We start from the raw sequence: 26,739 nt of genomic DNA on the forward strand, positions 1-26,739 counted from the left end.
CAGCACACACCCGATGTTAAATTGATAACGGCATTTATCTTCGCCAAGGCCTTTTGTTTGCCCTTGCTCACATTGCCAGGGAATATCCCTCTCAGTATAACCTAGACGACTTTGATAGTAGCAAACACCATTTCCTCTAAGAATGACGCTATCTTTTTATTATCCTTTGAGTTTCCAAAATCGGTAAGTGATGGCAGATTTTTCATATAAAAACATTGAGAATGTGACATCTCAATGATGGTTGAAGCTAATGAACGGGGAAATTTATATTTAGGATTAAATTCCTTAATTATATCCGCAATCCGTCCGCAAAAATCTTTATAGGGCTTAAACAATTTTGCTTCGTTATACTCGGTTACGTTTCTTGTTAGATATGACTTTGCACCTTCTGACATAACTATATCATAAAGCAAAGTTTCATTTATGTAGGGTGTTGACACATCATCAACAACAGGGTATGAAAGGAGGGCAATTGCTTTTTTTAATTTTGTTTCAGGCTTTAATACATTATTTGTATGAAAGAGCAATCTGTATTCCTGCCAACCCCAATACCAATCAACAATATAAATAAGCAAGAGGTGTTTGTTTTCAAAATAACGATAAATCCCTGCTTCTGTAGTTCCAATTTCAACGGCCAACTTTTTAAAGGTAAATGCTTCAAAACCTATTTGATGAATAAGAAGAATGCCTTTCTGAATAATTTTTTTGCCCAACTCTGTTTCTTCCGGATTTCGCAGAAACAGCTTTTCGTTCATCGTAATTCTCAGGTATAAATCCATATCTCAAAAATGTTTCGGCAAAAGTAAACAAATTTTATTTGATAGTAATACTATTTTTTTAAATTCATTTACTATCTTTGCCACGAAATCAATTTTACAACAATGAAACATCTCTTTAAAGAAATCAAAAACGATTTGCCAGCCAGCATAATCGTGTTTTTTGTAGCAGTGCCTTTATGCCTCGGTATTGCTTTGGCGTCGGGGGCACCGCTGTTTGCGGGCATTATTGCAGGTATTGTAGGCGGAATTGTGGTAGGTTCTGCAAGCGGTTCGCAGCTTGGTGTTAGTGGACCAGCGGCAGGTCTTGCGGTTATTGTGCTAAGCTCCATTGCCACATTGGGCGGTTCTTGGGAAGCCTTTTTACTTGCCATAGTTTTGGCTGGGGTTATTCAACTAATCGCAGGGTATTTAAAACTGGGAACGATTGCCTACTACTTTCCTTCATCCGTTATTAAAGGAATGCTAACTGGTATTGGCTTACTCATAATCTTGAAACAAATTCCTCATGCATTTGGTTACGACAACGACTTTGAAGGGGACGATGCCTTTCTTCAAGCTGATGGGCAAAACACTTTCTCGGAACTGCTAAATATTTTAAACTATCTAACCCCTGCTGTAATGCTCATTACAGGAGTGTCGCTATTTATTCTACTGCTTTGGGATAATGTTCTAACCAAAAAGCATAAAATTTTCGGAATGATTAACGGACCATTGGTAGCTGTAGTAGTTGGAATATTGTTGAATTATTTATACCAAACAGGCATGCTTCCATTGAGTTTAAATTCTAAACAAGTGGTGAATATTCCTGTGGCGAGCAGTATCGGTGAATTTTTTGGACAATTTACACTACCCGATTTTTCAGCCTGGAAAAATCCACAAGTATATTTAATCGCTATTGTTATTGCTATTGTCGCGAGTTTGGAAACATTACTTTGTGCTGAAGCCACTGACAAACTTGACCCCGACAAAAATGTAACCCCAACTAACAGAGAACTTAAAGCCCAAGGCATCGGAAATATTCTTTCAGGATTTATTGGTGGGTTGCCGGTAACACAAGTAATTGTTCGCAGCAGTGCCAATATTACTTTTGGCGGTAAGACAAAGTTATCTGCCATTTTGCATGGTTTCTTTTTACTAATAAGTGCCATTGCAATTCCGGGACTATTAAATATGATACCGCTTGCTACCCTTGCCTCGATACTATTTGTGGTGGGATACAAATTGGCAAAACCTGTTCTGTTCAAACACATGTATAAATTAGGTTGGGGGCAATTTATTCCGTTTATTGTTACAGTGGCTGCTATACTTCTAACCGATTTGCTCAAAGGAATTGGAATTGGAATGGCAGTTGCAATTTTCTATATCCTTCGTAACAGCTTCCGCAATCCATTTCATCGCATCAAAGATGAAAATTTTGCAGATAACGAACATGTATTTGTCTTGGCTGACGAAGTTTCGTTCCTCAATAAAGGAAGCATTCTTGAAATGCTTAACCATATTCCGGCAAATACAAAAGTTGTAATTGACGGCTCAAATTCAACAAGCATTCATTATGATGTAATAGAAATAATTCAGAATTTTCAAATCCAGGCAAAAACAAAAAACATAACGCTTGATGTAAAAGGAATAAAATTACCAGGTAATTAAATCAATCATTCACAATTATAAATTCAAAAAAAATGAAAACATTAACAAAAGAAATGCAGGAAGCTACTACTCCTGCAATGGCATTAGACTTATTAAAAGAAGGGAACAAAAGATTTCAAAACAATCTTAAAGTGAACCGCAACCTTTTACAACAGGCCAACGAAACATCAGACGGACAACACCCATTTGCAGTAATACTTAGTTGTATTGACAGCCGAACATCTGCCGAGTTAATTTTCGATCAGGGGCTTGGTGATGTTTTCAGTATTAGAATAGCTGGAAATATTTTGAACGAAGATATTTTAGGCAGTATGGAATTTGGATGCAAGGTAGCAGGGTCAAAAATTATTGTGGTTTTAGGGCATACAAAATGCGGTGCGGTAAAAGGTGCTTGCGACCATGTGGAAATGGGTAACCTGACTGCCTTGTTGACCAAAATTAGACCAGCAGTAGAAGATGAAACCACAACTACAGAAAACAGAAATTCCAGCAACGGAGAGTTTGTAGAAAAAGTGGCGACAATCAATGTGAAACGAACTGTAAAATCTATTATGGAACGCAGCCCTATTTTAAAAGAAATGATTGAAAACGGAGAATTAGGAATTGTTGGTGGAACGCACGATATTACAACAGGGCAGGTTACTTTTTACGCTGAAACATTGGTTACTAATTCCAAATAGATAAGTGAAATAAAATTAACAAATATTATGTATTACCGTAACTTTATTTTAATCGTTATTCTTGTTATTTATACTTTCCTTTTAGCACCGATAAATTCTTTAGCCCAAAGCAAAAATGAACCAATCGGCCAATGTTTTGTTAAGGGCAATAGAAAGGCAATAGAAAAGAAAATGACAAAATTGATTTTAAAAGTAAGCAAAGAAACAAGGTGCCCCATTAATAGTATTACTTATTCTATTATAAAGAAATATACTGTTTTTTACACAAACCCTTGTCGCCATTTACCTAAAGTCATTACCTTTTATGCATGCGGACAAGTGTTCACATATAATCATCAAGGGTTGAGTGGAGCCGTTGGATATTGGTTACTTGGTAGCTGGAAGAAACAAAAAAATTGATTGATGTTTTGGGCTTGCTATTGCATATAATTCAGATTTAAAAAGTAAATGATACAAGAAATAATCATCCCCTTAATATCTTTAATTGCCCTAGAGATTATATTGGGTATTGACAACCTGATTTTTATTTCTATATTATCAGACAAACTGCCGCCTGAGAAGCGAGGCAGGTTGCGTTTTATGGGCATTGCCCTTGCTTTGATTATCAGACTATTGTTATTAACCGCTATTGCATGGATATTAAAATTAGACAACACTTTATTTACCATTTTTGAAACAGCTATAAGTGGCAAAGGTTTAATATTAATTATGGGCGGGCTTTTTCTTATTTACAAAAGCACAAAAGAAATTCATCACAAAACACAATCAGCAAAATCTGATAGTGCAATTAAAAATATCAAAACTCATTCTTTTAAGAAACTATTGGGCGAAATAGTTTTGTTAGATATAGTATTTTCTGTTGATTCCATTATTACCGCAGTTGGAATGGTTACTGAACTTTGGATTATGTACACCGCAGTTATTGTAAGCCTGATAGTGATGTTGTTTGCCGCCAAGCTATTAAATAATTTCATTAGTAAAAATCCATCCTTCCAAATATTAGCTTTATGTTTTTTAATGATGATAGGCGTAGCCCTTTTGGGCGAAGGTCTGAATTTTGAAATCCCCAAAGGGTATATATATTTTTCGATGGCGTTTGCATTTTTAGTAGATATTATTCAAATGAAATCTGATAAAAAAAAATAGGCTAAACACTATAAAATATTATACAACTCTGCAGTTAAACAATTCAGTAACTCTGCAATTAAAACAACCAAGCGGGGATGGCGATGGTGCAAGTTGAAAGGCTCGGCAGTGCTAATGCCCTATTAAAGATGCAAATACCAAGCATATCGGTTTAACAAATAAATATAGATGGTGCACACAGCACCCATGTGCAAACGCGGTGGGCAAGGAAAATCTTTGCAAACAATTTTTTTTACAGGTGATATTATCATACTTTTGCGGCCCCAAAACCACCTTCGAATATTTGAAGTTTGCTAATTCTGTTGAAAAAAAATAGCTCCAATAGTATATAAAATAAGAAACCAATTAATATATGAAAATAAAACTCGCAATTATTTTATCTGCTTTTTTAACAATAGCAATTGTATCCTCAATTTCCTGTAAAAGACTAAAAAAAGGAGTATTGGAAATTCAGCATAAATTATTTGGATCCTTTGGGGTTGAGACATATTATTTTACCATGATTGTAGATGATGGTATTTATACACCCAATGTTGAATTTAGATATAATCCCACCTCTAACTATGGTACTTATACAGCCTATTATTGGCCAGATAAAAGTTCAAGTGGCTTGGGTTATAAAAAAAAATGTGATGATGGTATGCAAGTCGTTTTTAAGACAGGAAAGGAATGCAGTGGTAAATATTCTGGCGAAAATGGACATTGGCCCGCCGAAAGTGGTGCAAGTGGCGGAGGTACTCCCGCACCAACAGGCACTACCACCACAGAAATACTAAACGTGCATATGACCGGAGACAGAAAAGACAGGCAGTATCAAATGGTAAACATACCAGCCAACGTAAAGTCAATGGAAATAAGAACAAAAGAAACTGCCCCTAATTCAACGTGGAACGAGACGGACCTTTTTGTGAGAAAAGGAACAAAACCCACCACGAAAGATGACCCATTTACCTCTGGAGGATATACTGCAGATTACGCAAGTTTAAGCAATAACAGAGAACAGGATGTAGTTAAGATCTCCAACCCACCATCGGGGGATTGGCATATCATGCTTTACAATTATAATTCGAGTTATTATTTTTCTAATCTTGTAGTGACAATCACTAAATAGGTACTTTAATATAATCAATTGGATTAATTTCTTTTTGTTTGGTCACTCATGCGGTGGCTTTCTTGAACAACAATACATATTGATAACGAAACTCAATATATAATAGTCCGAAAGAAAGGGACTAATCCCGCCGCCGCGGTGGGCCAATCGCGGACGGCTCGAGTTTTTTGCAGACCCAAAAGCCAACCCAAAGGCAAAATAAAAAGAGTGCAATCGCCAACACTTTAATAAATACCTTTGACTGATGAATATTACGGAACAATTCAAACACATTTTTGAACCTGAATTACTAAAAGAATTTGAGGAGAAAGCAACACATATTTCAGCTAAAGAAGGCGATATCATTCTTGATATCGGACAAACGGTTCGTGTTATACCAATAGTTATTTCAGGCACTTTAAAAATTTCAAGGATTGATGATGGCGGACATGAGCTGCTGCTTTATTACGTAAGCCCCAAAGAAAGTTGTGCCATGACTTTTACTTGTTGTATGCAGCAATTTCCGAGTGAAGTAAAAGCAGTTGCAGAAGATGATGTGGAGTTTCTTGCTATTCCAATTTCTACTATGGATGAATGGATGATGAAATACCCAACATGGAAAAGTTTTGTGATGAAAACAATCCGAGCCCGATTTAACGAACTGCTTAAATCCATTGACCAACTTGCTTTTCAAAAATTAGATGAACGGCTAATTCATTACCTCAAAGAAAAATCGAAAGCAACAGGTTCTTCACTCATCAATCTTTCGCACGAACAAATTGCTAACGAAATAGCAAGCTCACGCGAAGTAATTTCACGCCTCTTGAAAAAATTAGAGAATGATAAGAAATTGCTGCTGTATCGCAATCAAATTAAGTTGTTAAAAGAACTATGATTGTTGTCAATGTGAATTGTGACTATAGTCACCGTTTATCATTTTTCATTGTCGGATCTTTGTGGTGTAATAATTCAATATTTAAAATTATCAGACAATGAATAAAAACATGGGTTCAGCAGACAGAATAATCAGGATACTGGTGGCTGTGGTAATTGCAATTCTTTATTTCTCAAATCAAATCAGTGGCACAACAGCAATCATACTTGGAGTGCTTGCAATCGTTTTTGTAGCGACAAGCTTTATGAGTTTTTGCCCTTTGTATTTTCCCTTAGGAATTTCGACAAGAAAAAAACAGTTATAAGATGGAGTGGCAACAACCTATCACAGTTGCAATCATTGGCATTGTAGCCGGACTGCTTGGCGGTTTGCTTGGCTTAGGCGGAGCAATCATTATCATTCCTGCCTTGGTAATGCTACTTGGATATTCGCAACAGATGGCACAGGGCACAACACTTTTAATGTTAGTGATGCCAGTTGGTGCATTGGCGGCTTGGCAATATTATAAAGTGGGAAATGTGGATGTAAAAACGGCACTCATTCTTGGTGTAGCATTTTTTGTGAGTAGTTTCATAGGTGCGAAATTTGCCAACCAAATTCCACAGGATATTTTGAAAAAAGTATTTGCCGTATTGCTGCTAGTGATTGCCGTGAAGATGTTGTTTTTTGAAAAAGTATTAAAATGAATTGTAACAAATGTCACTGTATAGTATATTTTATCACCGCACCTTTGCACCATCAAATTATTAAATCATGGAAATCAAACAATTTGAAGACAAAAATTTAGCCCACTACTCCTACGCTATTTTGAGCAAAGGAGAAGTAGCATTGATTGACCCTGCCAGAAACCCGCAGCCGTATTATGATTTTGTAAAACAACACCATGCAAAAATTACTGCTATAATTGAAACACACCCTCATGCCGATTTTGTAAGTAGCCATTTAGAAATTCACAACACAACAGGTGCAACAATTTATGTGAGCAAACTTTTGGGTGCTGAATATCCACACCAAACTTTTGATGAAAGTAATACAATTGTTTTAGGCAATATCGCCTTAAAAGCATTGGACACTCCTGGGCATTCACCCGACAGTATAAGCATTGTAGCAATTGATGAAAACGGGAAACAGCAAGTCGTCTTTACGGGCGACACTTTATTTCTTGGTGATTGTGGCAGACCCGATTTGAGAGAAAGTGCAGGTGCAATTACCGCTGCAAGAAGCGAACTTGCAAAGCAGATGTATTATTCGCTACGCAATAAGTTACTTACATTGCCCGATGAGGTGTTGGTGTATCCTGCACACGGTGCTGGAAGTTTATGTGGCAAAGGATTGAGTGAGCAAAACACAAGCACCATTGGTGCAGAAAAAATTGCAAATTGGAGTTTGCAAAATATGAGTGAAAATAATTTTGTAAAGGAATTATTATCAGACCAACCCTTTATTCCAAAATATTTTCCGTTTGATGTGGGAGTAAATAAAAAGGGTGCTGATAATTTCTCGGAGAGTATTTCTAAAGTTGAAAAAAGAGAACCTATAACTTGCCAAGGATGTGCAAATTCTTTGAACCCTGCCATTGCAATAATTGACAGCCGACCACAACAGCAATTCAAAAAAGCACATTTGAAAAATGCCATCAACCTGATGAACGACACCAAATTTGAAACTTGGTTGGGCAGCATAATTAATCCTGATGAACAATTTTATTTGATTGCGGAAAACGAATCTATATTAAACAAATTAATAGAACGCACTGCAAAAATCGGTTATGAAAAACAAATTGCTCTGGCTTTTGTGAGTGACTTTGGGAATACAGAAATGCAGTTATTTGAAAGTTCCACATTGCAAAATAATGAAGACGCTTACACCATCATCGACATTCGCAATCATTCGGAAGCAAAATCAAACAAAATATTTGCAAACTCGATTCATATTCCTTTGCACGAATTGAGAGAACGGACAAATGAAATTCCATTACACAAACCCATTTTGGTGCATTGTGCAGGTGGTTACAGAAGTGCTGCAGGTGCAAGCATTATCAAATCAAAAATAAACGGTTCATCACAAGTTTTTGATTTAAGTGAAGAAGTAAAGACATTTCAAAAATGAATTTAATCCTAAAACATAAACTTACCATCATCGGAATTATTGTCGGTGCTATAGGTGGATTTGCTTACTATTATTTTGTAGGTTGTGCAAGCGGCACTTGTGCCATTACTTCAAAACCCTTAAACAGCACTTTGTATGGTGCTATGATGGGAGGTTTATTATTAACTAGCTTTAAAAAAGAAAAAACAAAAGAATAATGAAAACAGAAGAAATCATCGTGGCCAATATCAAATGTGGTGGTTGTGCTACAACAATTAAAAATGAATTATTAAAATTGAATGGCGTATCGGATGCCGAAGTATTCAATGAAAAAGATATGGTAAAGGTATCGTATGATAACACGGCAAAGCGACAAACTATAATAGACAAACTGCACTCACTTGGTTATCCGGAAGCAATTGAAAAGAACGGATTGCTTCTGCAATTAAAAAGCTATACCAGTTGTATGCTTGGCAAAATCAACAATCTAACTCATTAAAAAATTTCAGAACAAAACAAAAATTAGAATAATGAACAATATCACAATTGTAGATGTAAGGACTACCGCAGAGTTTATGGGAGGCAATGCTACAGGAAGTATCAATATTCCCTTGCAAGAAATTCAACAACGCATAGAAGAAATTAAATCATTACAACAACCAATCATTCTATGTTGTGCAAGTGGCAACCGCAGTGCACAAGCAGCTTCATTTCTTATGAGTTGCGGTGTGGAATGTAAAAACGGTGGAAGTTGGTTGGATGTGAATTATAATTATCAAACAACATAAAAAAAATAAATATATGATACAACTTCTCAAAAATTTATTTGGCTTTGGTCCCAAAATGGATTACAAAGAACTGATGCAAAATGGAGCACAGATAATTGATGTGCGAACCAAGGGCGAATTTCAAAGCGGACACATCAGCGGTTCAGTAAATATTCCATTGCAAAGCTTGCAGAATAATTTCTCGAAACTTAAAAAAGACAAACCCGTTATCACCTGTTGTGCATCTGGCATGCGAAGTGCTTCGGCAAAAGGCATTTTAAAATCAAATGGATTTGCAGAAGTATATAACGGTGGCGGATGGATGAGTTTACAAAACAAAATTAAATAATTATGGAACCACACTATTATAATGTAGAGGTTAATTGGAATACAGAACGCAAAGGTGTTATGTGTTCGCCTGAGTTGAACCGTGATGCTGGCAGTTGCATTGAAGTAGCAACACCACCTGAGTTTCCGAAAGGCATTCCCGGAATCTGGTCGCCTGAACATTTATTTACAGCCGCGGTAAGCAGTTGTTTGATGACAACATTTTTATCAATTGCTGAAAATTCAAAACTTAATTTCAAAAATTTCAGTTGCAAATCCAAGGGCAAATTAGAGCAAGTGGAGGGCAAATTTATGATGAGTGAAATTATTCTTGAACCCACCGTAACAATTACGGATGAAAAAGACCGTGAAAAAGCAGAACGGGTTTTACAAAAGTCGGAAGCAGCTTGCTTAATTTCCAATTCAATAAAATCAAAAATCACAATGATTACAACAATTAAAAAAGTTTAAAAATGAAAGAAAGAATTTTAAAAGGGTGGACATTTACCAGAGTATTATATGTGGTTTTAGGGTCAGCGGTGATTATAAACTCTATAATAAACCATCAATGGTTCGGAGTTTTATTAGGCGGCTACTTTGCCTCAATGGGAATATTTGCTTTTGGCTGTGCTGCGGGAAATTGTTTTGGTGGAAACTGTAATGCTGAACCAAGGCAAACCAACAAAACAGAAATGCAGGATGTAAACTTTGAAGAAGTAAAAAATAAATAGCATGGCAACATTTTCAGAAATTATTAATTCAGACAAACCGGTGCTAGTTGACTTCTTTGCCGAATGGTGCGGACCTTGCAAAATGATGAAGCCGATTTTGGAAGAATTAAAATCTAAAATTGGCGACAACGCCACTATACTAAAAGTAGATGTCGACAAAAGTCCACAAGTATCAAATGCCTATAAAATTCAAGGAGTGCCCACACTTATGCTTTTCAAAAACGGAGTTGTAAAATGGCGGCAGTCGGGAGTAGTTCCTGCAAATCAATTAGAACAAATAATTAAACAACATCAATAACATTATGAGAAAATATATAGTCATTTTACTTGCAGCAACAACTTTTGTTTTCAGCAGTTGCACAAACGGACAAACGCCAGCTTCAAACACCAATCTTTCTGCAACAGAATTTGCCGAAAAAATAAAAGAACTGCCTTCAGCACCCATTGTAGATGTGCGGACACCTGATGAATTTTCAAATGGACATTTACAAAACGCAAAAAATATTGACTGGAATGGAATTGATTTTCAAAAAGAAATTTCAACGCTTGATAAATCAAAACCTGTTTTTGTTTATTGTTTAAGTGGCGGCAGAAGTTCATCAGCAGCAAACCAAATGCGTTCAGATGGTTTTAAAGAAGTTTATGAATTAAGCGGAGGTATTATGAAATGGAGAGCAGCCAACCTTCCCGAAACCACCATCAACAAAACAGTATTAGAAGGTATGAGCAAACTACAATTTGATACGCTCTTAAATTCTGACAAATTAGTGCTTATAGATTTTTATGCTGATTGGTGTGCCCCATGCAAAAAAATGAAACCCTACTTGGATGAAATTTCAAAAGAAATGGCAGACAAAGTTATAGTAATTCGAATCAATACAGACGATAACCAACAACTTTGCAAGGAACTAAAAATAGATGCTTTGCCTGTTTTGCAACTCTACAAAAACAAAATAATGACTTGGACAAATACAGGTTACCTAAGTAAGGAAGATGTGTTGAAGCAAATACAATAAAACAAAAGCCATTGCATGGGCTTACGGCAAACTTGACACGACACTACTCATAATTTAAATCGCTTTAGTACCTAAGTGCTGCCATGAAAAGGGATCGTTTGGCATGCATGCACGGCCGCACTACAGCAGCTACCAAAAAGTGCAAGGGAATTGCAGATACAAACCGTTGTGTATATAATAATACTTGGTGTGTATTTTATGTTCGTACTTTTGCCTCATCAGTTGTTTATAAAATATATTTTATACCAATACTCGATATAAAATAATCCAATTAAACTCATCCTTTTTCATTAATATTTCTTTAGACCATTTAATAAGGACTATTGGTATTATTTGTCTAAATTGCGATGGTGAAAAAAGGAATAAACTTTACTGGTTTTTTTATTGCACTAGTAGTTTTTAGTGTCATATTATATTTGCCCATTTTTAATAATCAACAAGCCCAACAAGCCCTTGCATTGCTGACAATGGTGGCAATATTATGGATAACAGAAGCGATTCCTCTACCGTTGACAGGCTTATTAATTCCCGTAGTGGCCATTTTTATGCAATTATTATCTCCAAAGGAAGCGTTCAAGGAGTTTGCACATCCGATCCTTTTCTTATTCATGGGTGGTTTCGTACTTGCTGGTGCACTTTCGCGTCATTCATTGGACAAAATGCTTGCTCAAAAACTTATCAGGCTGGCCCGTGGAAACTTTTACCGATCTGCAATACTTCTGATGTTTGCAACCTCTTTAACAGCCTGTTGGACAAGCAATACATCTGCAACTGCAATGATGATCCCTTTAGGATTAGGTATGCTCGTCCTTGTAAAAAAGAATACTGTTTCTGCAGAATCCAAATTCCTAATGCTTGGGATTGCATATTCTGCAAATATTGGTGGAATTATAACCATGGTATCATCACCACCTAATGCCATTGGGGCTGCGATATTGAACATTTCATTTTCGGAATGGCTGAAATATAGTATCCCTATTTTTCTAATCACCTTTCCAGTTATGGTTACTATATTGACACTATATTTTAAGCCTGATAAAAAAATGAGCATTGGTGTTATGGTTTTTGAAAAAGAAGCTGCTGCTCCTATTAAAACACTCACGTTTATATTTCTATTTACAATATCATTATGGATGATGCAAGGGGTTCTTTCTCCCCTTCTGCATATCGATAATAGCTTTAATTCATTGGTGGCTATCTTAGCAATTTTTCTGCTATTTATCACAAAGGTTTTGACCTGGGAAGAAATCATAAAAAGCATTAACTGGGAGATATTATTGCTATTCGGTGGAGGACTCACCTTGGGAATGCTAATCAATCAAAGCGGACTAGGAGCTATACTGATTGCAAAAGTCTCAAGCTTAATAACGATTGTCCCAATATTCATGTTTTTGTTAGCTATCGTGGTTTTTAGTATAATCCTCACAGAATTTATGAGTAACACCGCAAGTGCAGCTATGATTTTACCTCTTCTTTTTTCCCTGTCCAATCAAATACAAATTAACCCCGTGATTTTAGTACTACCATCTACAATTGCAGCGTCCTATGGATTTATGATGCCTGCAGGAACACCGCCGAATGCGATGGTTTTCTCAGCAGGTTTTGTACCACAAAGCGATATGATAAAGGCAGGCTTGATGATAAACGTCATATTTTCAATTATTCTAACCACCTTTTTTTATTTAATTTTTTCTTTGTGAAAAATTTCGATAATTATCAATCCCTCCTTTTGTTAGTTATTTTACAAGTAAAATAGCGAACTCTATCATATATATGCTCATAACATAAGTGCTTGAATTTTTGCTAAAAAAGCAAACAAAACAGACCCGCAAAATGTTAATCAGAAGCCTAAAAGACGATAGAGCATACATGAACGAAATAACAAGATATCAGAATTCGGGACCATTGAACTATCAGACGGCCTACCCAAAAGCCAACGCTTCTGTATTTTTATTTCTCACCCCTCTCACATTTTTTAATCCAATTTTAATACGACCGCATCTCGAAAACTTGCGGGAGCAGATTTCCTTTGCTTTCGGGATGTAGTTCGGCATTACCATTCTAAAAACTAATCCGCCTCAGGCTGAGAACTATTATAGTTTAAGAAATGTTATAACAATATAAGCAGACCCCGAAAGCAAAAAAACCATTGTTCCCAACCGCAAAAAAATGACAGTTATAATACGCACTCCGTTCCAAAATTCTGATTATATATTAATCCTCTTATCATCTGCCTTGTTGTATCAATTACGAATGAAGGTGAAATAAGAAGACGCGGCAAGGTATAGTAATTGGAAATAAAATATTAATAAATGAATAACTCTGAAAATATAAACTTGCTTTTAATCGCTCTCAATCTAATTGCCGGTTTGGTTATATTTATTTTTGGTGTTTCCAATATGTCTGAAGGACTGAAAGGTGTTGGTACTGAGAGAATGAAAGTACTTCTTGGCAAAACCACCAACAATATATTTGTTGCTATTCTTGTTGGTATAATCATCACCACACTTCTTCAATCTTCCTCTGCTACTATCATCATGCTTATTGCCATGGTAAATGCTCAGCTTTTAACATCGCGTCAATCACTAGGAGTTATCTTAGGTTCAAACATCGGAACTACTATCATAAGCCAGATTATTGCTTATAACATTGGCGAATATGCTGCTGTTCCATTAATAATAGGGTTAATCATTTTCCTCACCTTTAAAACAGAAAAAGCAAAACACATAGGTAAAAGTATTTTAGGAATGGGCTTGATTTTTTTCGGACTGCAATACATTGGACAATCTGCAGAACCACTAAAAAATTTACAGTCATTTACTACAATGATGACGCAAATTCAAAATCCCTATTGGGGTGCGTTTGTGGGTGCTATAACAACATTAATCATTCAGGCATCATCTGCCACTATTGGCATCACACTGTCTCTTGCCAATCAAGGTCTTATTACTTTACCCGGTGCAATTGCGGTAATGCTTGGTGCTGAAATCGGAACTTGCTTCGATACTTTAATGGCATCAGTGGGTCGTTCAAGAGAAGCCCTTAGAGCAGGAGTCTTTCATTTGTTCTTCAATATGGTATCTGTATTCGCAGGAATTATTTTGATAAACCCACTCGTAAAACTTATTCTTTTCATTTCTGGTGAAGCACCGCTTGCTCGGCAAATCGCAAACGGTCATGTAATCTTTAATATTTTTGGTGTGTTACTTTTTGTTGGTTTTGTTCCCTTGATTTCAAAAGTTCTTTTAAAAATAATTCCAGATAAAAAATGAAAAGAATAAAAATATTGTTTTGAATTTTGTTAGCAGTGTTTCTTGAAAAAATGAAAACCGTTTGGATTAAAACAAGTAATAATACCGGCATTGCCCATTGGCAATGGGACGCTGCTGGCCTGATGTTTTAAAATCGATGGGGCAAACATTAAACGTCGGTACTAATACCAATACTCATTATAAAATAATCCAATTATTTAAATTGGCACTTCACCTTGTTGTAATGTGAACTGGTTTTTTTTGAATTTCTTCGTTTTTTACTTATTATTGCCTCACACTTTAAAAAATAAATATCATGAAAATTTTAAAAATTACTTTATTAGTTATTGTAGGAATTATTTCCCTATTGCTCATTACTGCATTATTCGTAAAAAAGGAATATGCTATTGAAAGAGAAGTGACCATCGACAAACCCAAACAAGAAGTTTTTGACTATGTGAAACTCATAAAAAACCAAGATAACTATAGTGTTTGGAACATGAAAGACCCCAATATGAAAAAAGAATTTAAGGGCACCGACGGAACTGTAGGATTTGTTTCAGCGTGGGAGAGTGAAAATAGTGAAGTAGGACAAGGTGAACAAGAAATAAAAAAGATTACCGAAGGCGAAAGATTGGATATGGAACTTCGATTTAAAAAACCTTTTGAAGCTACCGATGATGCCTATATGACCACTGAATCGGCAGGCGATAAAACAACAAAAGTGAAATGGGGTTTTAAAGGTAAAATGTCATATCCTATGAATATTATGCTTTTATTTATGAATATGGAGGATATGCTTGGCAATGACCTTAAGGCAGGTCTTGACAATCTTAAAAAAGAGGTAGAGAAGTAATATATAATGTCTTCAAAACCCGCAGCAAGCAAAGCTGCTAGTTTATTTTCTGTTATCAAGCTTTCGCTAAACGGCGAGCAGCAAGACTATACACAAGGCAGTATTCGACGAGCTGTTTTTTTGTTAGCAATTCCCATGATTTTGGAATTGAGTTTAGAATCTGTTTTTGCATTGGTTGATATGTTTTTTGTGGGCAAACTTGGAGAAAATGCAATACAAACTGTAGGTCTTACAGAATCAGTAATCACTATTGTATATTCTGTTGCAATAGGTTTAAGTACCGCGGCCACAGCCATTGTTGCAAGACGTATCGGTGAAAAAAATCCAGAAGCTGCTGCACATGCGGGGGCACAATCTCTTATAGTAGCTGCGTTTGTAATCGTATTTACAAGTGTGGCAGGTGTAGTATTTGCCGAAGATATATTAAGGTTGATGGGAGCAAGTGCCGAGGTGGTAAAAGAAGGTGCAGTATTTACAAGAATCATGTTTGGTGGCAGTGCGGGTATTATGCTTCTGTTTTTAATCAATGGTATTTTTCGTGGTGCGGGCGATGCAACTATGGCTATGAAAAGCTTGTGGATAGCCAGCTTTATCAATATTATATTATGCCCCATCTTTATACATTTTTGGGGATTAAAAGGTGCTGCGATTGCCACAGTAATTGGAAGAATTGCTGGTGTTATATATCAGTGTTATCATCTGTTAAGTGGAAGTGGAATTTTAAAAATATATAAGAAACATTTTACCTTCGACAATACAATTATCAAATCAATTATTAAAATTGGATGGCCCGCCACTTTTCAGTTTATCATAGCTAGTGGTAGTTGGATTGTGCTTGCACGCTTGGTTGCTGACACTGGCGGAACTTCTGCATCGGCCGGTTATCAAATTGCGATACGAAATGTGATTTTCTTTATATTACCGGCTTGGGGGTTGAGCAATGCTGCCGCTACTTTGGTAGGCCAAAACCTGGGTGCCAAACAAATATTAAGAGCCGAGCAAAGTGTAATGCTCGCCGCAAAATACAATGCTATTTTCATGAGTTTTGTAATGGTACTATTTGTATTTTTCGCAAAGCCCATTATCAGTATTTTTTCTGATGATATAAAAGTAATTGCCTATGGTGCTGAATCGTTACAAATAATTGGAATGGGTTATATATTTTATGGCATCGGTATGGTAATGACGCAAGCATTGAATGGAGCAGGCGATACCCGAACTCCTACTATTATAAACTTTGTTTGCTTTTGGTTATTCCAAATACCCCTCGCCTATTTATTGGCAATTGGTTTTGATTTAAAATCGACAGGGGCATTTATAGCCATACCTGTTGCCGAAAGTATGATTGCTTTGGTTGCTTGGTACTTTTTTAAGAAAGGGAAGTGGAAAGAGGTGAAAGTATAAAGTAGCTGACGCATGATTATAGCCAAGGAATTTATTGATAATTCCATGTGGTATTTTGTTTCATTTTTTTTTCTGAACAACAAAAAATTCTTAAATATATTATTAAAATAGCGGAGGTGCAGCACTGGCAGCACCTTTCGATTATTGCACAAATAAGTAGTATGATGAGCATCATATTGTTTTTGTGTCCCATATCATTTTAATGGGGTATATAATGGTGGTTACTTTGCATCATAATAAAAGAACAAGAAAATTATATTCCAAACATAAAAAATTAAAACAATTACTACAATGAAAAAATTAATCAGCATGCTTATATTATCGATGATAGTTATAGGCAACATGCAAGAAACCGCAGCTATCACTCGTAACAATAATAGCACGCAAAATTATTCACAAAAACTAAAGGTAAATTCTGAACCACTTAGCGATAGCCTACCAGGTTTTATTGCTGTGCAACAAGCAGAGGAAGTGCAGCTACAATGGTTGATTGCGTCCGATCAAGTTTACGGTTTCTTTGCAATTGAAATGTCGACCGACGGTAAAGACTATTTTGAAATTGGCAACATAAAAGGTTCCGATTACAACAAAAATCCGGGCGAATATTTATATATACATAAACAAGCCGTGTCATCTGTATTATATTATCGCCTTAAATTAGTTGCTACTGATGGAAGCAGCAAATATTCGCAAATCGTGAAATCAGAATCGAAGAAAGCGGCACTGGTAAGTGAGGTAAAAATTTATCCCAATCCAGTGAGTATCCAAGCTGAAGTGGCGTTCACTTTCTCCGAAAATAGTGCCTATATACTTACCATTTCCGACAATAGCGGCAAAGTGGCAAGCACTCAAACTGGAACTGGTGTAGCGGGAAATAATATAGTACAAATAAATATGGAAAACCAAATGTCTGGAATTTATTTTTTATATATAACAGGGGCGAATGGCTTATCGCATGTTTCAAAATTCATTAAAGACTAATAGTACGTGGTGGTTATAAAACCTACCACGGCAAAAATATAAACCGAAGCGTTGCAACAAAATATAACAAGGAGAGATTTAGATTGATTTGAACCAATAATAAATTCATGGTTAGCAAAAAAACCACCTCATCGTAGGTGGTTTTTTTGTTATATCGAAACTCAATATATAATAGTCCAAAAAAAGGGGGACTATTATAGTTTAAGAAATGGTATTAAATATTTTGTCCATGCTTGCTATTCTCGCCGCGGTTGTTATTAAGATATGATATCTCGTCCCTAAAGGGAATTCAAGAGGATTTTATATATCATATATTATATCCCTCTAGGATAGTTGACAATGTTTTGACCTTTTGCCCATGGTTGGTGTCCTCACCAAACCTTATAGTTACTATTTTCCTGACGAAAAAAGGATCTGCGAGGTCACAACCTAGTATCCGCTGCGGTGGGTTATTGGAACTAGCAGATGTTTCTATGGCAAGGATTTGGGACGACATGACAAATATATTTTACCCGCCGAGGCAGGTGCTATACATATTCCTTATTTTTCCTAGTTGACGTAGCTTAACGATAATGACAAACATCATTATAATATACTAAACCCTATCATATATCCTGCGATATATGTTGTTGAATTTTGTACTACCAAAAAAATAGAAATAAATGAAAAAGTTAAGTAAAGTTATTATTAGTGGTGCATGTATTGTATTACTTCAAATGCAAGGAAATGTTGCTAATCAAAAAATGAATGATACGCAAATTTATGAGGTATCGAATATAGATTATAGCAATACCCACGCCGTTAATCCAATGGCTGAAGCAAATGTAAAAAGCAGCAACCAGACAGCAGTTTACAGAACCGGTGAATTGTTTGCCTTATCGTTTCGTGCCCCCAATGCCCGCCCCAAAAAGAAAAGGCCAACTTATTTATATTGTTAATATATTAAATTCTATTTAGTAAAAAAATCAAAGCGATGAATAAACTATTATATATCGTCATGAGCAGTTGGAATATGTTTTTTCTGATCTTCCTTTTAGTAGGTATTATTATAGGTCTATTTATCTATGTGAAGTATTTTTTACAAAATGAAAAACGTAGTAAAGCACAGCCAATTGCATCGTTTGGTAGCATATCCAATATAAACGAGCTGCAAAAAGCCGAAGCACTTTTTAGAGCCCTCATCGAAAACAGTCATGAAGCGATTACACTGAACGATAGAAATGGAGTGCCGATATATCAAAGCCCCTCATTAGAAAAAATGATTGGGTGGACTTTAGAAGAACGCAAACTAATAAATTTCACTGAATATATCCATCCAGATGATATCGATATCATAAAATCAAAAATACAGGAGGCTATTGGCAACCCAGGTAAACCTATATGTGGCAAGCATAGAATCAAACATAAGGATGGGCATTATATATTGGTGGAAGGCAGCATAACCAATATGTTACACGATTCTAATATTAGTGCAATGGTTTCAAACTTTCGTGATATAACGAAACAAAGAGAGTTTGAAGAGAAAATAGAATTTGACAGAAATAATCTGAGTTCGTTAATAAATAATACCAATGATTTAATGTGGAGTGTTGATAACGACCTTAAATTAATCACCTCAAATAATGCCTTTGATACAACTGTAAAAAAAATGTCGGGTAATACTATGTCAAAAGGTGCTTATATTCTTGCTAGTGGTTTTTCGGAAGAGCAATTAGATCGTTATAAAATGTTATATAAGCGTGCACTAGGTGGTGAAGTTTTTACTGAAATAGAATATGTAGATTTGCCCAAAGATTTTTGGTCTGAAATTTCTTTTTACCCTCTTCGTAAAGGCGAGGATATAATAGGTACAGCTTGCTTCTCACGCGATGTTACTGAATTGAAAAAATCGGTAAAAGAAACCCTTGATATGGTAGAAATATTACAAAAGAGAAATAAAGACCTCAATCAATTCTCCTATATCGTTTCACATAATCTTCGATCGCCCATTGCAAAAATATTGGGACTATCATCACTGCACAAAGTAGACCCTGAGCAAAATATAAATGGTAAGAATATATTAGAATGTATAGAAGATGAAGTGATGCACTTGGATAATGTAGTAAAAGACATTAACAATATTATATCAGTTCGCGATTTAGGAAATAAACAAAAAGATTATATTACTTTTGAAACAGAATTGCAGCTCATAGTGCAAGTGCTCGAGAACCAAATAAAGGAGAGCAATGCTCAAATTACACGAAATTTTAATAATCCAAAAGGAATTGTAACTGTAAAAAGTTATATGTATAGTATTATGCTAAACTTATTGTCGAACGCTATAAAATATCGCCAAGCAGAAGTGCCACTAAATATACATTTGGAAACAAACGAAGATGATAAATTTGTATATTTAAGTGTCCAAGATAATGGTCGAGGAATTGATTTAGAAATAAACAAAGACAAAGTATTTGGCCTATATAAGAGATTCCATGGCAATGAAATTGAAGGCCGCGGAATTGGACTCAATCTGGTGAAAGTGCAAGCTGAATCGCTGGGTGGAAGTATTGAGGTAGAAAGTGTCGTAAACCAAGGCACTATTTTTAAGGTGCGTATACCTAAACTAAACAACTGAATTGAATATGAAAATCACAAATAGCGTTTTCTTAATTGACGATGAAACAATGTTCAATCTGATTAATCAAAAAATTATTTATATCGCTAAATTTAGTAATACCGAAACTCAATATATAATACTCCAAAAGAAAGGGACTAATCCCGAATGCTTTCGGGATGTAGTTCGGCATTACCATTCTAAAAACTAAATCCGCCGCTGGCGGAGAACTATTTTAGTTTAAGAATTAGTATAACAATATATTTAGCTATGCAGATGCAAATACTGCGATTAAAAAATTAATTTTCATACTTAAAAATTGCCCACACCAGTGTCCTCATGTAATTTTTCTGGACATTAATATGCCTATGATGGATGGGTGGGGTTTTGTAGAAAAGTTAATTACCTTCCCGCGAATTATTATATGCGATTGCAAGGTGTACATGCTCACTTCATCGATAGACCTCTGGATATTATTAGAGCCCAAAATTATGACATTGTACAAGATTTTATATCTAAGCCATTGACTATCGAGCGGCTTTTTAGCTTGAAACTTGAATTGCTAGGGTGTTCACCCTTACGAAAGTTCTGAACCTATGCAAAAGTGAAAGGCCTAAAACGCATAAAGTCGGCACTTTCGCCGACCCTATACGCTATGAAAACAAACTTAAACCTTTGCCCGAGAAAAAATCTCGAACGAGGCAAAATTAAGAACTTTTTTTGAATTACCAAATTTTTAAAAAAAAATATTTATTTTACCCAAAGGGCTTGCTGCCACAGGGAAAAGGCCTTGTTTATAAATAAATTAAAATGACTCGCTAAAAACAAAATGCCAGAATTCAGGTCTTGAACTTGCAAAAAAATGGGCTTTTAAGTACTTGGGGCAATTGCCCTAAATAATTTCTTGAAGAGAACCAGCACTTAAAAAATGGGGATTTTGAAAGAATGTAACATGCCGCTTGTTTGCATACACTGTTCTCATCAACTTGGCCAGGTGAAAAACAAAAAAGCAAATCCCCATCACAATTTTAAAACTTACTTTTTCAAAAAAGCTAGAATCGGCTAGCATATTATAGATATTGTTAGTGCCTGAAATACGTTGGCCCTTTTACATCTTCTAATTAGTAAGCATTATAGCGAAACTCAATATATAATAGTCAAAAAAAAAGGGGACTAATCCCGAATTCATTTGGGATTTAGGTCAGCATTACCATTCTTAAAAACAGTATTAAGACTTTTATCAATTTTTTTAAGTAATAAATAACTGCGTCATATTTCTTTTTTGACAAACGATTCTCATTATTCAGTATAAAAAAAAATGGCGGGCCTACTAAATGCTTCTCACATCATAATCATGAAAACCCTTTCTATCATTAGTATTTAAGCATTATAACCTACCTTATAAATTGCCTCCTATATGACGATAATCATATCATACCTCTGTGCCACATCATTTCTCAGTTTTGAAAGAGTCTGCAATTTTGTATCATAATAAAAAACAAAAAAAACAACTCAAAAAATTAAAACTAATTTCAATTATGAAAAAGTCAATTTATGTATTACTCACAAGTGTAATCTTGATGAGCTTCAGCACCAAAACAATGGGACAGTCTAGCAAAAATATTGCAGGAACTTATTGGGGTTCAACTAGTACTTTCTCTTATGCAAGCAATGCAACTACCGATGCAATGACAGCTACTGTAGATGCAAGCCACTTAAAAAGCACTTCTTTTAGTGCCAATGAAAATAGCAGTGATTCAAGTTTTGACATGAATGCATATAATGGTATGGGCAATAGGAAGAATTCTATCTTTATGGATGATGATGATGACAAGGATTCTTCGGGCCTAAAGTCGAAAATAATGTTTGATGAAGAAGATTTCCTTATGTTTAATTCAGAATCGGAAGAGGACAATACTGAATACTTTGCCATAGAAAAATCAATAGACGATGAAGATTACTGCGAAATCGGATTCTTGAAAACAACCCAAATAGCTCCCGCTGACTATAACGGAAACCTACATAGCCAAGCTAATGCCCCCCTAGCCTACTACAGAATAAAAAGAGTAGAGAATACTGGTAGGATTAAATACTCTAAAAAATTGATCATCATAGCAAACGATACAGTTAGTATGAGAAGCATAAAAGTGGCTGTGGGTGCTACCAATAAAGTATCAAAAGCAACATTTACTTTGGCTGAAAGTAATGCCTTTATGGTATCGGTTGCCAATGCGAATGGTGCAATGGTATTAACCCAATCAGGCAAAGGCGAAAAAGGAACCAACACCATAACATTGGATACTAAAAAAATGGTGATGGGCAGCTATCATATATATATCACCGATGCAAAAGGACTAACGCACGTAACTAATTTTATCAAAGACTAAATTACGTTTCCAATATCTTTCAACTAAAAATCCCGTTAAAATTAACGGGATTTTTTTTGTGATATATACCATCTCAAAAATTTTAACGAAGAAAAAAAAAATGAAAGTAGTTCTCGTCAAACTTATGAAATTATTATCTATATTAAAACTTAACCCATTTGCCACTGCCCATACTGCCGTCTGAATCAATCTTAATTACCCAATATACTCCAGCAGGCACATACTCAATCTCGGTTTGTAGTTTATTATTTGTACCTCTTTGGTTAAACAAGTCTGCCACCAATTTGCCTTCAAGGTTTATCAATTGTACTCGTGCTAGTCCATCTGCCGTTCCATCCCAACTTAAATTCAAGGTGTTTTGAAAAGCGGGATTCGGGAAAATATATAAGGGGTATTTATTATTACTACGTTCGGCAAATTCGCATGTATGGTCAAGTAATGATATTTGTTTCCGAATCCACTCCCGTCTATCATGTATAAATGGTATAATGCCTGGCAAATTACGTTTAAGTCGAAAACCCGTTCTGGGGAATGTAAAATCAGCATTTATCTCCTCCCCTGTTAGCGAGGCACTGAACGATTCATAACTATATAATTTATTGGTATCATCATACACTGCCTGCTCGATAAGCTGGTGCCACCGCAAAATAGTGGTATCAATATATTCTGCCCTGAACTGCTTGTTTAAAAAACCACATACAATATCGTAGTACCTATTTTTCCATTCTTCTGTACTAAAAACTGCTTTAATCAAAGGCCGACTATCATAACGATCGGTAGGTAACAAATAACTGGAACCTGTTAATCTACTTATATCAAAACCATTTATATTTGGAAAAGTTTCATTCATATCCCACGAAATCCAACGTATTGTTCCATCTGGATGTTCGTACATATAGTAGTTATTCCCGTTGGCCCAATAGCTGTCCCAACTATATACTAATTTCTCGATGGCCAGTAAGGTGAGATAAGAATTCACATCAAAGTATTTAAGCAAACTATCTCTAAAATAGGGCTTATCAGAGTTGTTGAGCAAATTAATAAAATTTACCAATCTGCTCCAATCGTTTATAGTTTCGTTTGTTTTTAATTCAAGACCTGTTTTCTTTTTATGTAAGGTGTCTCCTATATTGATGGCATGCAAATAAGCCTGACCTGTTTGAGCAGTTTTGTATAAATTCCCATTGTTAGCACTGCCACCATATTTGTCTTTCAAAAATGTTTTATCTACATTTTCTACTAGCATATATAGTCCCCAATATTGATTATTGATATATACTTTTGCATAGGAAGTTCGTGGAGCAGGCAAGCCCTCATCCCTTATCAACTTATAGCACAAAGCTTCCCTTACATAAGAAGGATCATCCGTGCAATTATTGAGTATGATATTCTTTAACCCGTCAAGTTTTATATTTTTAAATGCGTCAATCTCTAACTTGAAAGGCTTCTTAAACTTATAATAATTAAAGAAACGGTTAGATGAATTTCCACGTTGTCTAATTCCAATGGTATCAAGAGTTACACCATCAAATGTCAATATACAAGGTCTGGCAATCTCTGGATATAAATCAGGATTAATTCGGTGATTATTATAATCGGTAGTAAGCGTATCGAACCAATAAGTTGGACCAATGGTTATTCTAATTTCGTGCAGCACTTTGTCATTAAATACATTCATACCCGACTGCGATTGAGACTGCAACCCGAGCAAACATAAAAACAGGATAGTTAAATACCTCATTTTACCTGGTGTGTGCTGTTCAAATTCCTATAATATTTTGCAAACTCTTTTCCACTGCGAATGCCTACCATAAAACAAAATGACGTATTTTTATTCATATTAAAAATGGCCCTTTGCAAATCCAATTCAGCAAACAAACGGTAACGGTTTTTGTATAAATATTCCGTACCGAAATGTAAGCCAGTACTTATATAGTTTTTATTATATGATACAATAGTCAAATTAATATCGGCACCGCCATAGTAGTTGGTTTTACGAGTATAATCATAAGGAATATAATAACTACCCCCTATACCCAGTCTTTGGATTTTAAAAGGCTTCGAAGGCATCAAAATTAACTCGGCATAACGTGACCAATGCCCCCATTTCAGTATTCCCAATTTATAATTAAAAGCTGCTGAAGTACTTTGTTGGTTTTTATATAATAACGTAGACCAATAGTTGGCATGGCTCAAGCCCAAAGCTCCTGAGAAAAAAAAGGTTTTTAAGGCAAGCCCTTTTACTGAATCAATATCGGCCCACAAATATTTTTGTGTACTGTGGTCGTATTTTCTTAAAGTTAAGGTAAGAGAATCGCTGGTTATTACTTTCCCAGCTTGTGTATTTCCATCACGCAGTACCAATAAATCACGACTTGTTTTTTGAGGGAAAGCAGCTAGTGGCCCAATCAGTGCTATGGAAGCCATTGCCCATTTGAGAATATTAGATTTGTTCATACTCACTACTGCAAATATAAGGCTTGGAAATATTTTTATGGTTAATAATCAGATTTGTTTCACTCCGTGTAACTCCGTACCACACTCCGTGTTCCTCTGTGGTTAAATTGGGGCTGATATTTTTTACCACCGTGTTACACAGAGGAAAAACACAAAGAGGGCCACGGAGTTCTTTTTGTATGACGTAACATATAGTATATTTGTATCATGCAAATCACCCCCACCGCCGATGGAAACCCCACTTTATATAGTGAGCAATTTGCCAGCCACTACCATTCGGTTAATGGGAGTATGGACGAGAGTAATTGTATATTTATAGAAAATAATTTAGCCTATTATACAGCTAATTATTTACCCAATATTATACATATTTTCGAAATGGGTTTCGGCACAGGGCTTAATGCCTGCTTAGCTGTACAGTTTGCAACGGAAAATAAAATAAATATCATATATCATACCATCGAACTTTATCCTGTTGAAAAAAGTATTATAGAACAATTACATTTCAAGTTCCCAAATCGGGAAGTATTTAAACAAATACATGATGCCGCATGGGAAACAGCTATTATCATAAATCCTTATTTTACTTTATACAAACATGAAGGTGATTTTTGCAAGTATGATATAAAATCAAACTATTATAATATATTTTTTATGGATGCATTTGGCCCCGACCACCAACCTGCAATGTGGGAAGAAATTATATTACAAAAAATATATAATAGTCTTTTGCCAAATGGCGTTTTAACGACCTTTTCGGCCAGAGGAAGTTTTCGTCGTGCTTTGCAACATATAGGATTTGCGGTAGAGCGATTGCCCGGGCCTGTGGGAAAGAGGCATATTACGAGGGGGGTGAAATAGTGGGAAGTGGGTTCGCTGCGGCGAAGGGAAGGAGGAAGTGGGAAACCGGCCCGAATAATCAAAACCCTTGCACATAACCCCGCTGAAATATAATAGCACGATAATGGTTATTCAAAACAATATTCGGCTTATTACACTTATCCCAAAAATCGTATCCCAAATTATCAGGATGCCAGCGACGTGGATTGGGCAATACTGCTATCAAACGTGCCGATTGAGCTACATTTAATTTGCTGGCCAATTTCTTAAAATATTTTTGTGAAGCAGCTTCCACCCCAAAAATAGCTGGCCCTGTTTCTATAATATTTAAATATACTTCTAGTATTCTTCGCTTGCTCCATACCAATTCCATCAATGCCGTAAAATAAACCTCTAAACCTTTGCGTATATAACTTCGCATAGGCAACAAAAATAAATTTTTAGCCGTTTGCTGACTAATAGTACTTGCTCCCTGCGTTTTGCCACCTTCCATATTATTCTCGGCAGCATGCCTTATTTGTTTAAAATCGAAACCAAAGTGATTGAAAAATTTAGGATCCTCGCCCGTTAATGCACTTAAGGGCACTTCGCGTCCTAGGTCGTACAAAGGTTTCCACTCTTTGCTTATTCCATTTTTGCGTTCCCCATCAGCGTTCTGTATATAACGCAACAACATAAGCGGTGTATAAGCCACAGGTAAAACTCTATATATTATAATTGCCAATAAACTGGTTTGGAACACAAACAAGCAAATACTTTTCAGGATGTTTTTTATTCGTTTCAGCATTTTTTTTACATTGGCAA

The 26,739-nt window shown here is 35.7% G+C and carries 31 protein-coding genes; 27 read left to right on the top strand and 4 right to left on the bottom strand.

Annotated elements, in window-relative coordinates; all coding sequences use genetic code 11:
* Window positions 1–101 precede the first annotated feature (101 nt).
* Window positions 102–755 (bottom strand): TetR/AcrR family transcriptional regulator, encoded by a 654-nt coding sequence (locus SGJ10_10435; protein MDZ4758533.1) that lies wholly within the window; start codon window positions 753–755, stop codon window positions 102–104.
* 126 nt (window positions 756–881) lie between these two features.
* On the opposite strand from SGJ10_10435, the gene SGJ10_10440 reads away from it, so the two are divergent.
* From SGJ10_10440 to SGJ10_10565, 26 genes are all read left to right on the top strand, one after another.
* Window positions 882–2,426 carry a SulP family inorganic anion transporter gene (locus SGJ10_10440; GenBank protein MDZ4758534.1) on the top strand — a complete coding sequence of 515 codons (1,545 nt, stop codon included), beginning with the start codon at window positions 882–884 and terminating at the stop codon, window positions 2,424–2,426.
* 32 nt (window positions 2,427–2,458) lie between these two features.
* Complete coding sequence (locus SGJ10_10445) at window positions 2,459–3,106, top strand: carbonic anhydrase family protein (GenBank protein ID MDZ4758535.1); 648 nt, start codon at window positions 2,459–2,461, stop codon at window positions 3,104–3,106.
* 27 nt (window positions 3,107–3,133) lie between these two features.
* A complete protein-coding gene (locus SGJ10_10450) occupies window positions 3,134–3,505 on the top strand; it encodes a hypothetical protein (protein MDZ4758536.1) in 372 nt (123 codons plus the stop codon).
* Window positions 3,506–3,553: 48 nt separating this feature from the next.
* Window positions 3,554–4,252, top strand: a complete 699-nt coding sequence (locus SGJ10_10455; GenBank protein ID MDZ4758537.1) for a TerC family protein — start codon at window positions 3,554–3,556, stop codon at window positions 4,250–4,252.
* Window positions 4,253–4,604: 352 nt separating this feature from the next.
* Entirely contained in the window at window positions 4,605–5,363 is a 759-nt protein-coding gene (locus SGJ10_10460) for a hypothetical protein (GenBank protein MDZ4758538.1), read from the top strand.
* 244 nt (window positions 5,364–5,607) lie between these two features.
* Entirely contained in the window at window positions 5,608–6,237 is a 630-nt protein-coding gene (locus SGJ10_10465; GenBank protein ID MDZ4758539.1) for a Crp/Fnr family transcriptional regulator, read from the top strand.
* Between the two features lie 97 nt (window positions 6,238–6,334).
* On the top strand, window positions 6,335–6,541 hold the full coding sequence (locus SGJ10_10470; GenBank protein ID MDZ4758540.1) for a DUF2892 domain-containing protein: 207 nt from the start codon (window positions 6,335–6,337) through the stop codon (window positions 6,539–6,541).
* 1 nt (window position 6,542) lies between these two features.
* Window positions 6,543–6,923 carry a sulfite exporter TauE/SafE family protein gene (locus tag SGJ10_10475; GenBank protein ID MDZ4758541.1) on the top strand — a complete coding sequence of 127 codons (381 nt, stop codon included), beginning with the start codon at window positions 6,543–6,545 and terminating at the stop codon, window positions 6,921–6,923.
* Window positions 6,924–6,990: 67 nt separating this feature from the next.
* Window positions 6,991–8,346 (top strand): MBL fold metallo-hydrolase, encoded by a 1,356-nt coding sequence (locus SGJ10_10480; GenBank protein MDZ4758542.1) that lies wholly within the window; start codon window positions 6,991–6,993, stop codon window positions 8,344–8,346.
* Complete coding sequence (locus SGJ10_10485; protein ID MDZ4758543.1) at window positions 8,343–8,543, top strand: DUF6132 family protein; 201 nt, start codon at window positions 8,343–8,345, stop codon at window positions 8,541–8,543. The genes SGJ10_10480 and SGJ10_10485 overlap by 4 nt, the downstream gene beginning before the upstream one ends.
* Window positions 8,543–8,824 carry a heavy metal-associated domain-containing protein gene (locus tag SGJ10_10490; protein ID MDZ4758544.1) on the top strand — a complete coding sequence of 94 codons (282 nt, stop codon included), beginning with the start codon at window positions 8,543–8,545 and terminating at the stop codon, window positions 8,822–8,824. Before SGJ10_10485 ends, SGJ10_10490 begins: the two co-directional genes overlap by 1 nt.
* Window positions 8,825–8,855: 31 nt before the next feature.
* Window positions 8,856–9,113 (top strand): rhodanese-like domain-containing protein, encoded by a 258-nt coding sequence (locus SGJ10_10495; GenBank protein MDZ4758545.1) that lies wholly within the window; start codon window positions 8,856–8,858, stop codon window positions 9,111–9,113.
* A gap of 13 nt (window positions 9,114–9,126) precedes the next feature.
* Window positions 9,127–9,441 carry a rhodanese-like domain-containing protein gene (locus tag SGJ10_10500; protein ID MDZ4758546.1) on the top strand — a complete coding sequence of 105 codons (315 nt, stop codon included), beginning with the start codon at window positions 9,127–9,129 and terminating at the stop codon, window positions 9,439–9,441.
* Window positions 9,442–9,443: 2 nt separating this feature from the next.
* A complete protein-coding gene (locus SGJ10_10505) occupies window positions 9,444–9,890 on the top strand; it encodes an OsmC family protein (GenBank protein ID MDZ4758547.1) in 447 nt (148 codons plus the stop codon).
* Window positions 9,891–9,892: 2 nt separating this feature from the next.
* Window positions 9,893–10,150, top strand: a complete 258-nt coding sequence (locus tag SGJ10_10510; GenBank protein MDZ4758548.1) for a hypothetical protein — start codon at window positions 9,893–9,895, stop codon at window positions 10,148–10,150.
* Window position 10,151: 1 nt separating this feature from the next.
* Window positions 10,152–10,448 (top strand): thioredoxin, encoded by a 297-nt coding sequence (trxA, locus tag SGJ10_10515; protein MDZ4758549.1) that lies wholly within the window; start codon window positions 10,152–10,154, stop codon window positions 10,446–10,448.
* A 4-nt stretch (window positions 10,449–10,452) separates the two neighbouring features.
* Window positions 10,453–11,166 carry a thioredoxin domain-containing protein gene (locus SGJ10_10520; protein MDZ4758550.1) on the top strand — a complete coding sequence of 238 codons (714 nt, stop codon included), beginning with the start codon at window positions 10,453–10,455 and terminating at the stop codon, window positions 11,164–11,166.
* Window positions 11,167–11,249: 83 nt separating this feature from the next.
* Window positions 11,250–11,432: a hypothetical protein gene (locus tag SGJ10_10525; protein MDZ4758551.1), complete on the top strand. Its 183-nt coding sequence runs from the start codon at window positions 11,250–11,252 to the stop codon at window positions 11,430–11,432.
* A gap of 81 nt (window positions 11,433–11,513) precedes the next feature.
* Complete coding sequence (locus SGJ10_10530; GenBank protein MDZ4758552.1) at window positions 11,514–12,866, top strand: DASS family sodium-coupled anion symporter; 1,353 nt, start codon at window positions 11,514–11,516, stop codon at window positions 12,864–12,866.
* 612 nt (window positions 12,867–13,478) lie between these two features.
* Window positions 13,479–14,438 carry a Na/Pi symporter gene (locus SGJ10_10535; protein ID MDZ4758553.1) on the top strand — a complete coding sequence of 320 codons (960 nt, stop codon included), beginning with the start codon at window positions 13,479–13,481 and terminating at the stop codon, window positions 14,436–14,438.
* Between the two features lie 295 nt (window positions 14,439–14,733).
* Window positions 14,734–15,273: an SRPBCC family protein gene (locus tag SGJ10_10540; protein MDZ4758554.1), complete on the top strand. Its 540-nt coding sequence runs from the start codon at window positions 14,734–14,736 to the stop codon at window positions 15,271–15,273.
* Between the two features lie 6 nt (window positions 15,274–15,279).
* Complete coding sequence (locus tag SGJ10_10545; protein ID MDZ4758555.1) at window positions 15,280–16,677, top strand: MATE family efflux transporter; 1,398 nt, start codon at window positions 15,280–15,282, stop codon at window positions 16,675–16,677.
* Window positions 16,678–16,968: 291 nt separating this feature from the next.
* The gene (locus tag SGJ10_10550; GenBank protein MDZ4758556.1) at window positions 16,969–17,658 is read left to right on the top strand and encodes a T9SS type A sorting domain-containing protein; all 690 of its coding nucleotides are present in this window, start codon (window positions 16,969–16,971) and stop codon (window positions 17,656–17,658) included.
* 662 nt (window positions 17,659–18,320) lie between these two features.
* Complete coding sequence (locus SGJ10_10555) at window positions 18,321–18,596, top strand: hypothetical protein (GenBank protein MDZ4758557.1); 276 nt, start codon at window positions 18,321–18,323, stop codon at window positions 18,594–18,596.
* A gap of 35 nt (window positions 18,597–18,631) precedes the next feature.
* The gene (locus SGJ10_10560; GenBank protein ID MDZ4758558.1) at window positions 18,632–20,272 is read left to right on the top strand and encodes a PAS domain S-box protein; all 1,641 of its coding nucleotides are present in this window, start codon (window positions 18,632–18,634) and stop codon (window positions 20,270–20,272) included.
* A gap of 1,517 nt (window positions 20,273–21,789) precedes the next feature.
* Complete coding sequence (locus tag SGJ10_10565) at window positions 21,790–22,638, top strand: hypothetical protein (protein ID MDZ4758559.1); 849 nt, start codon at window positions 21,790–21,792, stop codon at window positions 22,636–22,638.
* A 142-nt stretch (window positions 22,639–22,780) separates the two neighbouring features.
* On the opposite strand, the gene SGJ10_10570 is transcribed toward SGJ10_10565, so the two are convergent.
* Together SGJ10_10570 and SGJ10_10575 are read right to left on the bottom strand one after the other, a co-directional pair.
* Window positions 22,781–24,316, bottom strand: coding sequence for a CotH kinase family protein (locus tag SGJ10_10570; protein MDZ4758560.1), 1,536 nt, complete (start codon window positions 24,314–24,316; stop codon window positions 22,781–22,783).
* A gap of 59 nt (window positions 24,317–24,375) precedes the next feature.
* On the bottom strand, window positions 24,376–25,095 hold the full coding sequence (locus tag SGJ10_10575; protein MDZ4758561.1) for a hypothetical protein: 720 nt from the start codon (window positions 25,093–25,095) through the stop codon (window positions 24,376–24,378).
* Between the two features lie 207 nt (window positions 25,096–25,302).
* On the opposite strand from SGJ10_10575, the gene mnmD reads away from it, so the two are divergent.
* Complete coding sequence (gene mnmD, locus SGJ10_10580) at window positions 25,303–25,956, top strand: tRNA (5-methylaminomethyl-2-thiouridine)(34)-methyltransferase MnmD (protein ID MDZ4758562.1); 654 nt, start codon at window positions 25,303–25,305, stop codon at window positions 25,954–25,956.
* A gap of 58 nt (window positions 25,957–26,014) precedes the next feature.
* On the opposite strand, the gene mtgA is transcribed toward mnmD, so the two are convergent.
* On the bottom strand, window positions 26,015–26,722 hold the full coding sequence (mtgA, locus tag SGJ10_10585) for a monofunctional biosynthetic peptidoglycan transglycosylase (GenBank protein MDZ4758563.1): 708 nt from the start codon (window positions 26,720–26,722) through the stop codon (window positions 26,015–26,017).
* Window positions 26,723–26,739: the final 17 nt, after the last annotated feature.

Source organism: Bacteroidota bacterium (assembly GCA_034439655.1).
Lineage (GTDB): Bacteria > Bacteroidota > Bacteroidia > UKL13-3 > UKL13-3 > CANJUD01.

Coding starts and splice junctions, on each gene's coding strand:
- SGJ10_10435 (MDZ4758533.1), bottom strand. CDS start 755: ATGAACGAAAAGCTGTTTCTGCGAAATCCGGAAGAAACAGAGTTGGGC.
- SGJ10_10440 (MDZ4758534.1), top strand. CDS start 882: ATGAAACATCTCTTTAAAGAAATCAAAAACGATTTGCCAGCCAGCATA.
- SGJ10_10445 (MDZ4758535.1), top strand. CDS start 2,459: ATGAAAACATTAACAAAAGAAATGCAGGAAGCTACTACTCCTGCAATG.
- SGJ10_10450 (MDZ4758536.1), top strand. CDS start 3,134: ATGTATTACCGTAACTTTATTTTAATCGTTATTCTTGTTATTTATACT.
- SGJ10_10455 (MDZ4758537.1), top strand. CDS start 3,554: ATGATACAAGAAATAATCATCCCCTTAATATCTTTAATTGCCCTAGAG.
- SGJ10_10460 (MDZ4758538.1), top strand. CDS start 4,605: ATGAAAATAAAACTCGCAATTATTTTATCTGCTTTTTTAACAATAGCA.
- SGJ10_10465 (MDZ4758539.1), top strand. CDS start 5,608: ATGAATATTACGGAACAATTCAAACACATTTTTGAACCTGAATTACTA.
- SGJ10_10470 (MDZ4758540.1), top strand. CDS start 6,335: ATGAATAAAAACATGGGTTCAGCAGACAGAATAATCAGGATACTGGTG.
- SGJ10_10475 (MDZ4758541.1), top strand. CDS start 6,543: ATGGAGTGGCAACAACCTATCACAGTTGCAATCATTGGCATTGTAGCC.
- SGJ10_10480 (MDZ4758542.1), top strand. CDS start 6,991: ATGGAAATCAAACAATTTGAAGACAAAAATTTAGCCCACTACTCCTAC.
- SGJ10_10485 (MDZ4758543.1), top strand. CDS start 8,343: ATGAATTTAATCCTAAAACATAAACTTACCATCATCGGAATTATTGTC.
- SGJ10_10490 (MDZ4758544.1), top strand. CDS start 8,543: ATGAAAACAGAAGAAATCATCGTGGCCAATATCAAATGTGGTGGTTGT.
- SGJ10_10495 (MDZ4758545.1), top strand. CDS start 8,856: ATGAACAATATCACAATTGTAGATGTAAGGACTACCGCAGAGTTTATG.
- SGJ10_10500 (MDZ4758546.1), top strand. CDS start 9,127: ATGATACAACTTCTCAAAAATTTATTTGGCTTTGGTCCCAAAATGGAT.
- SGJ10_10505 (MDZ4758547.1), top strand. CDS start 9,444: ATGGAACCACACTATTATAATGTAGAGGTTAATTGGAATACAGAACGC.
- SGJ10_10510 (MDZ4758548.1), top strand. CDS start 9,893: ATGAAAGAAAGAATTTTAAAAGGGTGGACATTTACCAGAGTATTATAT.
- trxA (MDZ4758549.1), top strand. CDS start 10,152: ATGGCAACATTTTCAGAAATTATTAATTCAGACAAACCGGTGCTAGTT.
- SGJ10_10520 (MDZ4758550.1), top strand. CDS start 10,453: ATGAGAAAATATATAGTCATTTTACTTGCAGCAACAACTTTTGTTTTC.
- SGJ10_10525 (MDZ4758551.1), top strand. CDS start 11,250: ATGAAAAGGGATCGTTTGGCATGCATGCACGGCCGCACTACAGCAGCT.
- SGJ10_10530 (MDZ4758552.1), top strand. CDS start 11,514: ATGGTGAAAAAAGGAATAAACTTTACTGGTTTTTTTATTGCACTAGTA.
- SGJ10_10535 (MDZ4758553.1), top strand. CDS start 13,479: ATGAATAACTCTGAAAATATAAACTTGCTTTTAATCGCTCTCAATCTA.
- SGJ10_10540 (MDZ4758554.1), top strand. CDS start 14,734: ATGAAAATTTTAAAAATTACTTTATTAGTTATTGTAGGAATTATTTCC.
- SGJ10_10545 (MDZ4758555.1), top strand. CDS start 15,280: ATGTCTTCAAAACCCGCAGCAAGCAAAGCTGCTAGTTTATTTTCTGTT.
- SGJ10_10550 (MDZ4758556.1), top strand. CDS start 16,969: ATGAAAAAATTAATCAGCATGCTTATATTATCGATGATAGTTATAGGC.
- SGJ10_10555 (MDZ4758557.1), top strand. CDS start 18,321: ATGAAAAAGTTAAGTAAAGTTATTATTAGTGGTGCATGTATTGTATTA.
- SGJ10_10560 (MDZ4758558.1), top strand. CDS start 18,632: ATGAATAAACTATTATATATCGTCATGAGCAGTTGGAATATGTTTTTT.
- SGJ10_10565 (MDZ4758559.1), top strand. CDS start 21,790: ATGAAAAAGTCAATTTATGTATTACTCACAAGTGTAATCTTGATGAGC.
- SGJ10_10570 (MDZ4758560.1), bottom strand. CDS start 24,316: ATGAATGTATTTAATGACAAAGTGCTGCACGAAATTAGAATAACCATT.
- SGJ10_10575 (MDZ4758561.1), bottom strand. CDS start 25,095: ATGAACAAATCTAATATTCTCAAATGGGCAATGGCTTCCATAGCACTG.
- mnmD (MDZ4758562.1), top strand. CDS start 25,303: ATGCAAATCACCCCCACCGCCGATGGAAACCCCACTTTATATAGTGAG.
- mtgA (MDZ4758563.1), bottom strand. CDS start 26,722: ATGCTGAAACGAATAAAAAACATCCTGAAAAGTATTTGCTTGTTTGTG.